Origin of the sequence: Microcoleus sp. B5-D4, from assembly GCF_036705145.1 — a bacterium.
In the GTDB taxonomy this organism is placed as follows: Bacteria; Cyanobacteriota; Cyanobacteriia; order Cyanobacteriales; family Microcoleaceae; genus Microcoleus.
Map to the genome: position 1 here is coordinate 146,472 of NZ_JAUBTV010000005.1, position 15,220 is coordinate 161,691.

Sequence of the window (15,220 nt, forward strand, 5' to 3'; positions counted from 1 at the left end):
TCCTCAGCTAAGTTGAGTGCTAGTTTCTAGTATCCCAAAAATTGACCGGTTCATACTATATTCCACTAGGTAGAGTTGAAATTTTTCGCGACTGGCACTGAAACGGGGTTTTTCGGCGCCAGCTTTGTTTGAGCGTTTGTTTCCTAGTTGGGGGCCTGCCATGACAAATAATGCCATCGCAAAGAGTTTCCGAGACGGTTTGAGAGTCAGAAAGGCTGTTTGTTCGATCGCGCTTGTGTTTGATTCGGTATTGGGGGCGATCGAACTTGTGGTGAATAGAACCCACTCCTGCCTCAGTTCCACATCTATTTTCTGCCTTGAGGGGGATAGCCGCAGATATATCTTGGGTGCGATTCTAAAAGAGGGCTCTGCAATATTTTTGAGCTATAGTATTAACCCCTAAAAATCCCTGTGAAAGAGCAAGAAAGAACCCCTCCCAATTTTTGGAATATGCTAAGCAATTTAGCCTTAGTCCGGTTTTTGCTTTTATTTGCTTCTGGTTGGGCTGGACTGCAACTTTTAGCTTACTTTGAAACTGCCGTCGCGGTTTTCACCATTGCTGCACTCGTGGCTTTTTTGCTCAACTATCCGGTGCGAACTCTCCAGAGATTTTTACCGCGAAGTTTAGCTGTCGCCTTCGTTGTCCTGCTCACCATTTTAGTTTTTGGCGGTCTCACCGTCACTGTAGGCGTCACTCTTTTATCTCAAGGACAGCAATTAATTGACAGCATGACTGAATTTGTGAATGCTTTAGCGCCTCTGTCCGAGCGCATCGAAGCATTTTTGCGAGCAAGAAACCTGCAAGTTAACCTGCGAGTTATTGAGGAACAACTGCGAAATCAAGCTTTGGCAGGAGTTGTATCGAGTATTGCTTTTTTACAAGTATTTTTAACCAATTTATTGAATTTAATATTAATTATGGTAGTGGCTTCTTTCATGTTACTTGATGGAGAGAGGCTGTGGCTGTTAGTTCTCAAATTTATACCCCGACACCTGCACAGGCGTTTAAGTGTAACAATAGAGAAAAACTTTTTAGGATTTTTTCAGGCACAAATCCTGTTAATGTTATTTTTGACAACAGCAAGTTTTTTAATCTTCCTGCTGTTAGATGTAAAATTTCCCTTGATTTTAGCCTTTATTATCGGATTGTTTGATTTAGTTCCAGGGATCGGAGCGACGCTGGGGATTAGCTTAGTTTGTTTTATTGTATTGTCTCAAAATGTGTGGCTATCTTTAAAAGTATTGGCAGCTTGCATTGTTTTGCAGCAAATTCAAGACAACTTTATTCATCCGAGACTCATGCAAAATTCCCTTAACCTCAATCCGGTAGTGGTATTTTTTGCACTGTTAGTCGGAGCAAGATCAGCAGGACTTTTAGGTATATTTCTGGCGATTCCGCTAGCGGGAGTTATAGTTAGCTGGTTTGACATTGAAGAAATGCAAGCGGAAGGTTAATTGATGCAGCCCTCCTATTTTATATCCAATCCCGCTGGAAAATTCGGTTTTAACTTACAGACTAGAAGTCCCATGCTTCAAAAACTCTCCTGTGCCCAAAGCGCAACTACAAGTAAAGAGAAAAAAGCACTGTATGGTACACCTTACTGCGTACAGTTAATGAATAAATTGCAAGTCAGTAGGAAATCTTTCTTCTTCTGGTTCTGGATCATAAATATAATCGCAGTCAAAACGCAGAGCTTGAGAGTGGCGGCTGATAGAAAATCCGCAATTACTCACCATTTCTGTAGTAAAAGTTGCCATGACTAACTCAATGAGCTTTCTGTAGGAAATGTTAGGAATTTGAACGTAATAGGTGCGTCTGGCAAAAAATATTCTCTCATCTTTCGGGAGAATTATGCCATTAATTCTGTGTGCGTGTTGAATCGGCTTGATATAGGTTTCAATAAACTGCGACTGATTTTTTTGGAGTCTCGCTAATCTTTCGTGTTGCAACCAGCTCATTTGAAACACAATTTTAATAAATTCAAACCCCAAAATGTAGTTAAAAACATTATTGCGTTCTTCTGTACTCAAGACGAAGCGGAGTGCAGATTCTAAATATTGGTCAGTTTCTCGGCGCGATTGTTGAGCTGAGTGGATATAAAATTGTTTGATGTAGCTTCTTAAATCTGATTCGTTTAATTGTTTTTTGACCCGAAATCTGATTAAATACTCTTTGACTCGGTGTAGAGTATCTACATCTTCAAACATTTTTGAGACTAAACCGTCGGCTGTATAATTATCTAAAAATTCTGCTTGCAAGTCGGGAGTAGATGCACACAATATGTAGCAGAGGGACAAGACATAGCGTCGCTGGTTCCAAGGCAAGCTTTGGGCCCAATCTTTAACTTCTACAGGGAGTTTTTGCAGCACGGTATCTGTGTGGGGGAGTTGAGCAAGGTCGGCATATTTATGTTTTTGTTTAATCATTGCCTGAAACCTTATATTAGTAAGTATACAGAGTAATATATGGCAGATGATGGGAGGGGGAAGCTGCGACGGAGGGTTGCAAGTTGTTCTGTCTTATTTTCTTGCCATCTATCTAAATATACATTCTGTAGGGAACATGGGGCGTGATCTGTCTCACACTTTAGCGAGTTTTAAATCACAAATGCTAGCTCTTCGCATCACATTTGGGGGCGACGAGTGCCACCCGTAAAACTTCTTCCCGTCACCGGCGCAACATTGGGTTTCGTTGAGGATTAAGTCGGGTGATTCATGAGTTTTTGTTAGTAATAATTACTGAGTTCAATCATGAAATTGACTACAAGTATTTTCCCGGAAAATCAGTGCCAAGACTTAACTTTTCGCGATCGCCTCTTGCAACAAGTGCGACAGTGGCTTGATAACATTGCCGTGGGAGAGCCACCAGTAACTCAGTGGTGTGCCCAGTTATACGCGCAGGGTGTCATTGTGAGAGAGATATGCAGCTATGGGGACACCATCTTTTCCACATACCGCCTATGTGCAAGCTGAATCCTGTGTATGAGGAATTAATTGGGTTAAGCTTTCGCTCGCCCTCGTTTTTTCCTAACCTATACGGGGAAGATGTAACGCCGTAGCTAATTGAGGGGTGTCATACCTCGATCGCCCCTTGATATCAATTATTTATGGGGTCTGTCGCTCTGGTAGTTGCGAGAGCCATAATTTAAGCCATAATTGTTGATAATATCAATGGATGCCTCTCGATAGGAGTGGGTATCCATCGTGGCGCTTAAGCCAAAAATAACATCAAACGGTAGCAGCAAAAACAATAACTATAAAAATAATTTAATAATCTACGTGGGCTCAGGGAAGTGAATATGTTTAACGCAACTGAACTGCTGATTAAGGCTTTTGTCAATCGCCTGATTGAAGGCTACCGCCACACTTACGGCGGGTTTAAATCTGACTATGGCGAGATTATTGCTTGGGTGGCGAGTATGGCTTTAGAAAATATTGCTAATAGCGATGCTCTTTACCATAATGTCGAACACACTATTTTAGTGACCTTGGTGGGACAAGCAATTCTGGGGGGGAAGCACATCCGCGAAGGGGGTGTTTCCTGCGAAGATTGGTTGCACTTCCACATTGCTTTGCTATGTCACGATATCGGGTATGTTAAAGGTGTTTGCCGACAAGATAGAACAGATTTAGGACTGTATGCGACGGGAATAGGTGACATGAAATTAACGCTGCCTCCGGGGGCCACGGATGCTAGTTTGATGCTTTATCATGTCGAGCGCGGAAAAATGTTTATTGACGAGCGTTTTGGCGGTCATAAACTGATTGATGCTGAGCTGATTAAGCATAATATTGAGCTGACTCGTTTCCCAGTGCCTGCAGATGAAGATTATCAAGATACTGTCAATTATCCGGGTTTAGTTCGGGCTGCCGATTTAATCGGTCAGTTGAGCGATCCACGATATTTGCAAAAGATTGCGGCGCTGTTTTATGAGTTTGAGGAGACTGGGCAAAATCTGGTTTTGGGCTATCAGAATCCGGGGGAGTTGCGGGATGGTTATCCGAAGTTTTATTGGAATGTGGTTTATCGATATGTGAAGGATGCGATCGGCTATTTGGAACTGACGCAGCAGGGGAAACAAATTGTTGCTAATCTGAGCGCAAATGTGTTCCGGGTGGAGCATTCTAAGGTAGGATTGGAGGAGGTGGCTGTCGTTAGGTAGGTTTTGGGTAGATGTCGGGCGATATTCAGCAATCCTGTTGATATTGCAGCGCTAAATCTTCGATGAGTTCCACCATTGCGCGAACCATAGGCATTTTAGTGAGAATTTCGATCCAATACCACTGTCCGTTAGGATTGAGTTCGATAAAATAGAGCGTATCATCCTCGTCGCGAATGATGTCGAATGCACCAAAATTCAAACCAAACTCGTCAAGCATTTGATGAAGTTTGTTGAGGTAGTCGATCGGCAAATTGTCGGGAACGTGAACGAGTTTCTCCGGTTCGGTGACGCGCCAATCCAAAGTCACGTCTGCATCGTTGGTATGTTTGGCATCAATCCGGCAAACAAAACTATGCTTGCCGATTAATGTAACGCGATATTCGGCTTTCTTTTGAATGCGTTTTTGAATAAAAACAGGCGCTAATCGAATGCTCTCTCGAAATGCTTCAAGTGTTTCTACATCAATGGGGCGAGTATAGCAAGCATACTGCTTTTCATCATGTAGGAATCCAGAGTAGCGCATCGGTTTGACAATGCACTTACCCTGTTGTGTCACAAAGTTGCAAGCAGCATCGTAGGAATTGGTTACGAGTGTTGGAGGGATAGTAATTCCCAGTTTTTGAGCAATTGGAATCTGATTGATGCGATGGGAAGGCAATCTAATTTTGTAGTAGTTATTGACCCACCTCGCTTTGGGATATAAGCCAGACAGAGAGTACATTAAAGATTCTGTTTCTTCTTGACAATACTTGATTGCCCAAGCATCATCAACTTCTGGAAACACTTGATAATCTTCTGGTTTTCGCCACCAAATCACGCCAACATCTTGAACTTCTCTCAAAGAGTCTTCAAAAGACAAAAAACTTTGACTGGGATTGCCCGAAGCTTGCCACGAGTAAGCATATTTGCTTTTTTTTATAAAACTTTCTGAATTTAATCGAATTGCTCGAATATTTGATTTTTGCAATTGGTTGATAACGACATCCGCATGAATGTCAGTCTCGGAAGTCACGATTAAAAGGTCAGTCATACTATTTTATATTTTAGATTTGAGATAGGAAATGATGGATAATGTATGGGTTTCGAGCTTGTATGCGGTTAGATTTTTTTTGAAACTGGTATCGCAATCAAACTAATTGAAATAATGTTGACAGTGAAAGACCTGTCATGCAAAAATTTATACAGGTCTTTCAAGAACATAAAGGGCGATCGAATTATCTGTTAATTATTAAAATTTCTAGTCGTCTTCTTGCGAGTCCTCATCGGATTTTGTAAAAGGCCAACCAACACTTTCACTCGTGGAAGAGCTCTTAGTACACCAGGAGCCGCTCATGGAGGTGATATTAGAAGTCTGCGTGCTGGGATCGTAGCTAGCTTGCTCTTCGGAAATGCCGTACTTGGGCAAGATGCTTAGGTGCATCATCAAGGGATGCGTTTTTTTGTCGAGAGCGAGTTGGGTAGTCGTCATAAGTTAGTTTCTTTGAGCGATGATTTGATATTCACAATGCTACAGCTTGCCAATTAATTTGTATAGTCGAAAAAGGTCGGATAAAGTCGTATAATATAAAAAGTTTTGATAAAGCTTTAATCGTTTTTGTATTTAAGGCGAAAATAGTCGGATCGAGACGGTTATAATTTTGTTGTGGCGAGTTCGTGAGGAAAGCTAATGAACGTTAAAGAAGCACTGGCTTTTGCTGATGAAGTGGTCTTTGCGAAAACTGGCAAGCATTTAGATGATATGCAAGTTGGCGTGATTGAGGGCGTTTTGAAGCGGCAAAAGTACGGCGATATTGCCCAAGGGCTGAACTGTACTGAGGGTGATGCTAAAGATGTTGGCTACGAGCTATGGGAGTTTTTCTCTGATGCTTTTGGAGAAGAGGTTAATAAATTAAATTTGCGATCGGCACTGATCCGCAAGTCGAGGATTCGCAACGTTATTGGCAGCGTCATTAGTGGCAATCATGTTGCTCGTGGTCATGTAATCGGATCTCTGAATGTCTGCACATCACAGGAAGAGTCGCCTGAGTTTTTGCGGGGAAAGCAGCGGGCGAAAATGGAGGCGATCCAACGCTTGCAAGCAGTAGGCTTGACCGATGAGCAAATTGCGAAATGCTTGGATATGACACTAGAAGAGATTCGACAAGTCGATTTGACAGAATAGAAGATAGAGCAAGCGCTAATGGCTGAGGGATTCCCAGGCTCAAGCTTGGATAGAGCATCCGATATCTAGTTTTGGTAACTCGCCCAATCCATTTTCCCAATGGGTTAAAATAAGAGGTAAGTCATTTTAAAAGAGATTGACCATGAGATTCATTAACCCCAAAACCGATTTTGCCTTCAAAAAAATATTCGGTTCAAATCAAAGCAAACCAATCTTAATCAGTTTTCTGAATGCCATGATTTATGATGGTAATCCCACCATCGCTGACTTAGAAATTATCGACCCGTATTTAGCATCAAGAGTACAGTATCTCAAAGACTCTTACCTGGATGTCAAAGCCAGGCTTGCAGGAGGCGCAACTGTAATTATCGAGATGCAAGTTTTAAATGTAGAATCTTTTGCGAAACGGGTGGTTTACAATACGGCGAAAACTTACTCGACACAACTGATTCGCGGTGAAGGTTACTTTAAGTTAAAACCAGTAATAGCTTTGACAATTACTGATTTTGAAATGTTTGACAATGACCGAGAAGTAATTTCTCACTTTGTGTTCAAGGAGAAAAAGCGTTTATTTGATTATGTCGATCCAGAGATAGAACTGATCTTTATCGAGTTGCCAAAGTTCAATAAACAATTGGATGAATTAGAAACTTTGACTGACAAGTGGGTTTATTTTATGAAAAATGCTCCCAGTTTGGAAGTGGTACCGCAAACAATGGAAACAGTCTCGGAAATACAGCAAGCCTTTGCGATTGCTAATGAAACTAACTTGAATCCAGAAGAGTTGGCAGATTTAGAAGCACGCGAAAGGTATATTCTGGATCAGCAGGGAATCTTGCGAAAGGGAATTGAAGAAGGACTCGCACAAGGGCGTGAAGAAGGCAGAGAAGAAGGCAGAGAAGAAGGCAGAGAAGAAGGACTCGCTCTAGGAATGAGAGAAAAGGCTCTAGAAATTGCTAGGCAACTTCTCAATGTCCTTGACAATCAAACAATTAGTCAAACAACTGGTTTGAGTGTTGAAGATATCGAAAACTTGCGGGAGGAATGAAAGGAAGGGACAAAGTGCGATCGCACAATTAGTACACCTTTTCTCGCTACTAGGATCAGCCTGGTAGCGCAGGTTTTTGAGGTTCTGCCTCTTTGATTGAGAATGACGCTAAATATTAACTCTCATCCACTTAATGCTCAAGGATGAGTCTGCCCTCTCTCTAAAGGAAGATTTCATTAAACCAGTAAATTCCGTATGATGCTGTAAAAGTCAGTCAGAGGGGAAAGCTATCTCCGACTCTAGCTCCGAATAACTGACCAATCTTACAATATAAAAAAATACATCTCATGACATCAGTCACTCCCAATCAAACTTCCTCTCAATACGAAGTTACAGAATCAGAAGAAAAAATTGAGTCTCTGGTAGAAGAAGTTAAGCCAGAAAGCGAACTCGATTTAGAATTCCTCTACACCAGAGACATTGAATTCCGACAAGAAACAATTTATTTCATTGTAGTCGATCGCTTTTACGACGGCGACCCCGCAAATAACGAAGGCCCAAACCCAGAACTTTACGATCCAGAAGGCAAAGATTGGGGCAAATATTGGGGCGGCGACTTGCAAGGAGTTATCGACAAACTCGATTACTTAAAAGATATGGGAGTTAGCGCAGTTTGGCTGACTCCACTGTTCGAGCAAGTAGAAGCATTGTTTGTCGAACAAGCTGCAATTCACGGCTACTGGACTAAAGATTTCAAGCGACTAAATCCCCGCTTCATTGCCACAGGCGACAATCCTTCTATTAACCAAACACAAGAAAGTAAAGATACGGTATTTGACAAATTAGTACACGAGTTGCACCAGCGAAACATGAAACTCGTACTCGATATTGTCTGCAATCACAGCAACCCAGATTTTAGTGGCAAAAAAGGGGAACTCTACGACGACGGCGTAAAAATAGCTGACTTTAACGACGATGAAGATGACTGGTATCACCACTACGGCGAAGTCCAAAACTGGGAAGATGAATGGCAAGTCCAAAATTGCGAACTATCGGGTTTAGCAACTTTCAACGAAAACAATATTGCCTACCGGAATTACATTAAGTCAGCAATTAAACAATGGCTCGACAGAGGTGTTGATGCTTTGCGGGTTGATACAGTTAAGCATATGCCTATTTGGTTTTGGCAGGAATTTAATGCTGATATTTTAGCACACCGACCTGATGTTTTCATTTTTGGCGAATGGATTTACAGCGACCCTAGAAACGATCGTTCTGTGGAATTTGTCAACGAGTCGGGGATGACTATTTTAGATTTTGGTCTGTGCGTGGCAATTCGAGAAGTATTGGGGAAGGGTGCGGAGGCGGGATTTAAGTTAGTCCAAGATGTCCTGAATTTGGATCACCGCTACTACGGGGCGACGGAGTTGATTACTTTTATTGACAACCACGATATGCCGAGGTTTCAGTCGTTGAATCCCGATGCAGAAATGCTGCGGTTGGCGATATGTTTAATTATGACTACTCGCGGCATTCCCTGCATTTATTACGGCACCGAACAGTATCTGCACGATGATACCGAAGGGGGAAATGACCCTTACAACCGCCCGATGATGGAAAAGTGGGATACTGATTCGCCGATTTACCGAGATGTGCGGTTGCTGTCTGGATTGCGGCGGCTGAATCCAGCTATTTCGATGGGGAGTCAGTGGCAAAAATATCTAACTGCTGATGTTTATTGTTACGTGCGCCGCTATCGCGATTCCGTGGTGTTTGTAGCGATGAATCGTGGCAATTCTGTGACAATTAAAGAGGTGGATACTGAGCTGCCTGATGGAGAGCATACGGAGGTTTTATCGCGCCGTAAGTTTGAAGTTAAAGATGGGATGCTGTACAACTTAGAGTTGGGTTCGCAGGAAGTAATGATTTTTAGCCGCGTCGGAGAACGAGTTAAGGCGAAAACTATTGTGCGGGCGCAGCTTAACAGCGTTAGAACTCAGCCTGGGGAAAGAATTGTGGTGATTGGAGATTGTCCTGAATTGGGGAATTGGGATATTAGTAAGGGCTACCCGTTGGAGTATATCAATACTAATACTTGGTTTGGGGAAATTCCTTTTAATGAAAGTGCCGGGAAGTTGATTTCTTATAAGTATGCACTGCTACGGGAAGGACTGTCGCCGCTGCGAGAAAATCTGGTTTGTCGCCGCTGGGTTTTAGTTTCGGAAGGGACTGTGAAATGGCGGGATAAGTGGGCGAGTGGACGCGAGTCGTGATTTTTAATCAACAGGCTTTCCGGCCTGTTTTACCAGTTTTTAATGAACAGGCAAGATGCCTGTTCCACAACCAAGTTTCTGTTTTGTGGAACGGGCCGGAGAGCCCGTTGGTGATATTACGAGTTTAAAGCGATCGCAACTTCTCGACTACCATATCGACATAACGTTCGCTACTGTGCTGGTTCAAAACCATTTCGTATCCCCGCTGCGCTTGAGATTCAGCTTCTTGAGGATTTTTTAGCAAATGGACGATCGCCTCGCGCAAACCTGCGGCATCTCCCACATCTACCACTTTGGCAATATCCGGGGTGGCTAAATAATCGACCATACCTTGAGTCCGAGTAATGACGACCGGTCGCTTGCAGGCCATTGCTTCCACCAAACCCTGCACTCCCGCAGCATATTTATTGTCCACCAAACAAACTGCAATTACGTCTGCATCGCGGTAAAGCTGCACTAAATCCGGCCATTCGTAGAATTTGCGCGACATATTTTCTGGCATAGTATCGGGGAAAGCTTGCGATAAAGCTTTGGCATCTTTAGAAAAACCGCTAATTTTTACGTCAACATCTAAGTCAGCAGTTGCTGCTGCTAGGAGTCGGTAGTCGCGCTTTTCTAATCCGACGCTAACAACTGTTTGCCGCTTTTTCTCGCCAGAAACGGGGCCCGGTGTGAAAAACTGGGTGTCTGTCTGTTCTAGAAGCACTAAGATGCGCGATTCAGGTATACCTAAATAGCTGCGGAGGAAGTTTGTTTGAGGGCTGGCGCAGGCCATGAACAGGTCAATTTTGTCAGCCAAACCGAATAGTTTCAGCGCGAGGCGGCCGCGCAGCCGATCGATATTGTGAAAATATACAATAATTTTCGGGCGATCAGACGATTCACCGCACACCGCCGCCACTGGAATGCCAATGTCCTCGCCGGTACAAAATATCACGTCGTCGCTGCTGACTTGCTCGGACAACTTGCGGGCGGCGGCCCAATGTTCGGGTTTAGAAGAAATTTTCGATCGCAGCTTGTCGCTCAACGATATCGCTTCGCCATCCGGGGCGTGGACAGTGGCATTTAAGCGGTCTCTGAGGGCTCGCAGGACGTGGCGAGGGCATTTGCCTAGTTGTGCATCGCGGTCAATTCCATCTAGGTCTATTTTGCGACCTAATGCCAAATGGTATTTCAAAGTATTCTCCTTATAATCATGTTGGTGCTGGCACAAATTATCTAACCTCAGAAGATTCTATCCTCTGCTGTTGAAAGTGCTAGTGCGATCGGTCAGTCGATTTTAGATTTTAGATTTTAGATTTTAGATTTTAGATTGGACTCTACAGATGAATCTGGGGGGTTCTCCCTCATGTGTGAATTTTTTTGAGTTCCACGAATCCTGTCTGGGGCTTGTATCGCAAGGGCGCTGACGGTTAGGAAACCGGGTTTCTCGGCATCGGCGCGCAAATCCTGTAGGAATAAAAAACAGTGACACGCGCCGATCGATTCCAAGGACTTAAGCTTTTATGCTGAAGTTAGCTAAAAAATTTATGTTTAACCTCATGTATATTTCTCCAGAGCAAGACCAAAAAATTCGCTACACCCTGCGCGAGTGCGGTCAAGAAGCTTACAAGCTCGCAGCCGAACCTTTTGAAGTTTGCGAGAAAGGGCCCAACGACTACGTGACGAGTATCGATCAATACCTAGACCGACAACTATCGGCAGCATTTAGCGCTTTGTTTCCTGAAGACGGCAGGATAACGGAGGAAAACGCCGCTTCCAGAGCAGCTTACGGGGCCAATTACCAGCGGCTCTGGTGCATCGATCCCCTCGACGGAACTGAAGAATTTATTCGGGGAAAACTACACTACGCTTCGATGGTGGGGCTGCTGCTTGAGGGGGAACCGGTGGCCGGCTGGCTCTACGCCCCGGCTTTTGACCAAATGTATTTTGGCGGCAAAGGTTGGGGATTGTTCCAAACTGTGGGAGCCCAAGCGCCGCAGCCGATCGCCCTATGCAAACCGCCTGCTCCGACAGCGGAAAATTGTAAAATTATTCTCGGAGACAAAGACCAGAAAAACTACGCCCGGGCGATCGCCCAAAGCATCCCCGGAGCAGAATTTTACTCGTTGGGCAGCTTTGGCTTAAAAGTGATGGAAGTTATCTTCGGTCGAGCTGGTTTGTACCTGTATCTCAACGGCAGAGTTAAAGTGTGGGATACCGCCGGCCCTCTGGCTCTAGCAAAAGCAGCCGGATTGGTTTGTTGCGACTTGCAAGGTCAACCGCTGAGGTGGACTAAAGATGCGATCGAGCCGGAGACTCTGGCCCACACGCAGTCAATCGCGATCGGCTGGCCGGACTACATAGAACCTCTGTTGGGCAAAGTTCAAAAGGCAGTGGCACGCTTGTAAACCCGTTTAAGATTAAAGAATCTGCCGATTTTACGTGAAGCGGGCCTCTGCACCCTTATCATCAATTAAAGGAGCAACGGATTGTTTGTGTTCCCAAACATCGATCGTTCCCTAGCTGTTGGGTGTCGCCTAATCATATTTTCCACCTCCGCGAGTTTGCGTCAGGAACCTCAGCCCTGACGGCGTGAGGCTTGGAAGAGTAATCTGACAAGCCATTCTGACCAGCTATCGTCTTAACTGACTACGTTTTTTGAGTCACGACACTCCTTGAATGCGAAGCCAGTTTTCGGCTATGTCGCTGAAGGTTAAACAGCCCTAATGTCACTGGGGCAGTGCTTTGGGCCCAACAAGCTCACTAAACCAAGGCGCAGGCTAACATCACCCCGAAAGGGAGGCTCGAAAGAGCAAAACACTATGCGTACAGGGCTGGGAAGTTTGAGGCGGTAATTGTCCCGCTGAAAGTGCAACACAAAAGCACACCGAGCCAACCAGTCCCAAGGCGGTAGTAATCAAAAAAAGACAATATAAAGCCGTCCTAGAAGGACGGGGTTTCTACCCATTTTTTTGATGAAGACAGAAGCTTTCAGTGAGCTATTCCCTCTATTTAAGGGTGCTAACCCAGAAACCTTGGGAGGGCTGCTATCAAATGCCGTCAAGCATGAGTATCCCCCGGGCCGAGCTGTGGTGATGGAGGATTCTTGGGGCAACGCGATTTACTTTGTCGTGTCTGGCTGGGTAAAAGTCCGCCGCTTGTCAAACGATCGAGCTGTATCAATGGCTATTTTAGGACGGGGTGCCTTCTTCGGCGAAATGGCCATTCTGGACGAATCTCCTCGATCGAATGACGTACTTGCTCTATCGCCGGTGCGACTTCTCAGCGTCACAGCTCAGCGATTTATCCAAACCCTGTTTAAAGATCCGCAATTGCACCACCGGATGCTGCAACTGATGGTGCGGCGACTCCGCCAAACCAATCACCGCTATCAACTCCGAAACCGCCAGCCAGCGGTTAAACTAGCAAATACTTTAGTCGAGCTGGCAGAAAACTACGGTCAGAAAACTGCTGAGGGCAAAGATATCTTCAATATTCCTTATGAAGACTTAGCTGATGTCACAGATATCACCCTAGATGAAACCAGCAAAATTATGGAAAAACTCGATAGTAAAGGTTGGATCAAAATCGATCCAGACCGCGAAACTATCCATTTGATCAACCTCAAGCACTTGATTAATTTGGCAAGTCAATGACTGATGTTACTTATGAGGATACCTCGTCGGCTGCCGACAACCGTCAGGGGCAACTAACAGCACCGACAATTCAATATTCGGTGGCGATGCCCAATCCTGAATCCCACCTGTTTGAAGTAACTTTGCGCGTGCAAGGTTGGTCGGAGCCGGTTTTGGATTTAAAAATGCCTGTCTGGACTCCCGGTTCTTACTTGGTTCGAGAATACGCCCGCCACCTGCAAGATTTTAGCTCCCATGGGGGCGCTCAAGCTTTACCTTGGCGCAAGCTCAGCAAAAATCACTGGCAAATCGAGACTGATTCGGTGTCAGATATCACGGTTCGCTACCGCATTTTTGCCAACGAACTGACAGTGCGAACCAATCATTTAGACTCGACTCACGGTTATTTCAATCCGGCGGCTTTGTGCTTTTTCTTGCCCGGTTTTGAGAGCAACTGCTACACTATAACCGTTGTGCCACCGCAGCCAGAATGGCGCACCGTTACTACTTTGCCGCCTGTTTATGGTCAAAATCTTACTTTCGCTGCTGCGGATTTTGATACCCTTGTAGATAGTCCTTTTGAGATTGGCTGTCACGAAGTATACGAGTTTGAAGTGATGGGAAAACCCCACCAGCTAGTTGTTTGGGGAAAAGGCAATTTAGAACCAGATCGGGCGATTCGAGATATCCAAAAAGTGATCGAAGTCGAGGCAAAAATGTTCGGCGGTTTGCCTTACGAACGCTATGTGTTTTTCCTGCATTTGTCCGGCTCGGGTTTTGGCGGTTTGGAACACAAGGAGAGTTGCACTCTCAACTATCCGCGTTTTGGTTTTCGGGCTAAGGAAAAGTATGAACGCTTTATTCAGTTGGTAGCTCACGAGTTTTTTCACCTGTGGAATGTCAAGCGCATTCGACCGAAAGCTCTCGAAGTATTTGACTACGAAAAAGAAAATTACACTCCTTCTTTATGGTTCTCTGAAGGCACTACCAGCTATTACGATTTGGTGATTCCTTTTCGAGCTGGACTCTACAACGTGAAAGGTTTTTTCCAAGGTATGGCTAAGGAAATTACTCGCTTGCAGACGACTCCGGGGCGGAGCGTGCAGCCTCTGAGCGAGTCGAGCTGGGATGCTTGGATTAAACTTTATCGCCGGGATGCTAATAGCGACAACTCGCAGATTTCCTATTATTTGAAAGGGGAAGTTGTGTCGTTTTTGCTCGATTTGTTGATTCGAGCCAGACACGGCAATGAGCGATCGCTCGATGATGTGATGCGTTTGATGTGGCAGCAGTTTGGCAATGCTAATTCTGCCCAAAACGGCGATTTTGACCTGAAGTCGGGAACAGACGGCAAATCGGCGCATTTGACCTCAAACGGACAGTTAAATTCTCCTTCGCTGCCAGCAGAAATAGGCTTTACTCCCGAAGAGTTGCAAAGTGCGATCGAGTCCGTCGCGGGCATTGATTTGAGCGACTTTTTTGCGCGCTATATAGACGGCACAGAAGAGTTGCCTTACAACAAGTATCTGGAACCTTTCGGGCTAGAACTCACCGCAGGTGAAACTAGCGAAATACCTCGCATCGGTTGGACGTTGGGAACGGAAAACGGGCGGGAAATGGTTAAATTTGTCGAAGTAGGATCTCCGGCACAATTGGCCGGAATTGATGCTGGAGACGAGTTGCTGGCGATCGAAGGTTTTCGGGTAAATTCAGAACAAGCGGGTGAGAGGCTAAAAGATTATCAGCCGGGGGACACAATAGAGGTGACGGTTTTTCACCAAGACGAACTGCGGACTTGTCCTGTTACTCTTGCCCCGCCGCGCCCGATGCGTTACTCGATCGTGCCGGTGGAACAGCCCACTGCTATTCAGAAACAAAACTTTACGGGATGGCTAGGAGTTCCTTTATCAAAACTGTGACATAAATGAAGGGGAAGGGGAAGGGGACAGAAAAGACAAGAAGGAATCAGGCTCAATTCCCAATTCCCAATTCCCAATTCCCAATTCCTAATTCCCAAT

General features: G+C 44.8%; 15 protein-coding genes. 10 read left to right on the forward strand and 5 right to left on the reverse strand.

Going from position 1 to position 15,220, the window contains the following annotated elements; all coding sequences use genetic code 11:
* Positions 1-3 precede the first annotated feature (3 nt).
* A complete protein-coding gene (locus QUB10_RS04250) occupies positions 4-303 on the reverse strand; it encodes a hypothetical protein (protein WP_333199830.1) in 300 nt (99 codons plus the stop codon).
* 108 nt (positions 304-411) lie between these two features.
* Between QUB10_RS04250 and QUB10_RS04255 the strand changes: the two genes are divergently transcribed.
* Positions 412-1,455, forward strand: a complete 1,044-nt coding sequence (locus QUB10_RS04255) for an AI-2E family transporter (RefSeq protein ID WP_333199833.1) — start codon at positions 412-414, stop codon at positions 1,453-1,455.
* A 156-nt stretch (positions 1,456-1,611) separates the two neighbouring features.
* Here the strand turns inward: QUB10_RS04255 and QUB10_RS04260 are convergent, their stop codons facing one another.
* Positions 1,612-2,427, reverse strand: coding sequence for a cobyrinic acid a,c-diamide synthase (locus tag QUB10_RS04260; protein WP_333199835.1), 816 nt, complete (start codon positions 2,425-2,427; stop codon positions 1,612-1,614).
* A gap of 324 nt (positions 2,428-2,751) precedes the next feature.
* Here QUB10_RS04260 and QUB10_RS04265 point away from each other — a divergent pair, with 324 nt between their 5' ends.
* From QUB10_RS04265 to QUB10_RS04270, 3 genes are all read left to right on the forward strand, one after another.
* A complete protein-coding gene (locus QUB10_RS04265) occupies positions 2,752-2,973 on the forward strand; it encodes a hypothetical protein (protein ID WP_333199837.1) in 222 nt (73 codons plus the stop codon).
* Positions 2,922-3,059, forward strand: a complete 138-nt coding sequence (locus tag QUB10_RS34190; RefSeq protein WP_445300761.1) for a Mo-dependent nitrogenase C-terminal domain-containing protein — start codon at positions 2,922-2,924, stop codon at positions 3,057-3,059. Before QUB10_RS04265 ends, QUB10_RS34190 begins: the two co-directional genes overlap by 52 nt.
* A 240-nt stretch (positions 3,060-3,299) precedes the next feature.
* The gene (locus QUB10_RS04270; RefSeq protein ID WP_333199838.1) at positions 3,300-4,163 is read left to right on the forward strand and encodes an Npun_R2479 family HD domain-containing metalloprotein; all 864 of its coding nucleotides are present in this window, start codon (positions 3,300-3,302) and stop codon (positions 4,161-4,163) included.
* Between the two features lie 25 nt (positions 4,164-4,188).
* Here the strand turns inward: QUB10_RS04270 and QUB10_RS04275 are convergent, their stop codons facing one another.
* Positions 4,189-5,193, reverse strand: coding sequence for an MvdC/MvdD family ATP grasp protein (locus QUB10_RS04275; protein ID WP_333199840.1), 1,005 nt, complete (start codon positions 5,191-5,193; stop codon positions 4,189-4,191).
* A gap of 207 nt (positions 5,194-5,400) precedes the next feature.
* Positions 5,401-5,631 carry a hypothetical protein gene (locus QUB10_RS04280; protein WP_333199843.1) on the reverse strand — a complete coding sequence of 77 codons (231 nt, stop codon included), beginning with the start codon at positions 5,629-5,631 and terminating at the stop codon, positions 5,401-5,403.
* Between the two features lie 198 nt (positions 5,632-5,829).
* Here QUB10_RS04280 and QUB10_RS04285 point away from each other — a divergent pair, with 198 nt between their 5' ends.
* From QUB10_RS04285 to QUB10_RS04295, 3 genes are all read left to right on the forward strand, one after another.
* Positions 5,830-6,324, forward strand: coding sequence for a hypothetical protein (locus tag QUB10_RS04285; RefSeq protein WP_333199845.1), 495 nt, complete (start codon positions 5,830-5,832; stop codon positions 6,322-6,324).
* 142 nt (positions 6,325-6,466) lie between these two features.
* Positions 6,467-7,372, forward strand: coding sequence for an Rpn family recombination-promoting nuclease/putative transposase (locus QUB10_RS04290; protein WP_333199847.1), 906 nt, complete (start codon positions 6,467-6,469; stop codon positions 7,370-7,372).
* Between the two features lie 287 nt (positions 7,373-7,659).
* On the forward strand, positions 7,660-9,585 hold the full coding sequence (locus QUB10_RS04295) for an alpha-amylase family glycosyl hydrolase (protein WP_333199849.1): 1,926 nt from the start codon (positions 7,660-7,662) through the stop codon (positions 9,583-9,585).
* Between the two features lie 124 nt (positions 9,586-9,709).
* On the opposite strand, the gene QUB10_RS04300 is transcribed toward QUB10_RS04295, so the two are convergent.
* Positions 9,710-10,762 (reverse strand): glycosyltransferase family 4 protein, encoded by a 1,053-nt coding sequence (locus QUB10_RS04300; protein ID WP_333199851.1) that lies wholly within the window; start codon positions 10,760-10,762, stop codon positions 9,710-9,712.
* Between the two features lie 352 nt (positions 10,763-11,114).
* Here QUB10_RS04300 and QUB10_RS04305 point away from each other — a divergent pair, with 352 nt between their 5' ends.
* The 3 genes from QUB10_RS04305 (at position 11,115) to QUB10_RS04315 (ending at position 15,121) form a co-directional block, all read left to right on the forward strand.
* The gene (locus QUB10_RS04305) at positions 11,115-11,975 is read left to right on the forward strand and encodes an inositol monophosphatase family protein (protein ID WP_333199853.1); all 861 of its coding nucleotides are present in this window, start codon (positions 11,115-11,117) and stop codon (positions 11,973-11,975) included.
* Positions 11,976-12,542: 567 nt separating this feature from the next.
* A complete protein-coding gene (locus QUB10_RS04310) occupies positions 12,543-13,223 on the forward strand; it encodes a Crp/Fnr family transcriptional regulator (RefSeq protein ID WP_333156927.1) in 681 nt (226 codons plus the stop codon).
* A complete protein-coding gene (locus QUB10_RS04315; RefSeq protein WP_333199855.1) occupies positions 13,220-15,121 on the forward strand; it encodes a M61 family metallopeptidase in 1,902 nt (633 codons plus the stop codon). The genes QUB10_RS04310 and QUB10_RS04315 overlap by 4 nt, the downstream gene beginning before the upstream one ends.
* Positions 15,122-15,220: the final 99 nt, after the last annotated feature.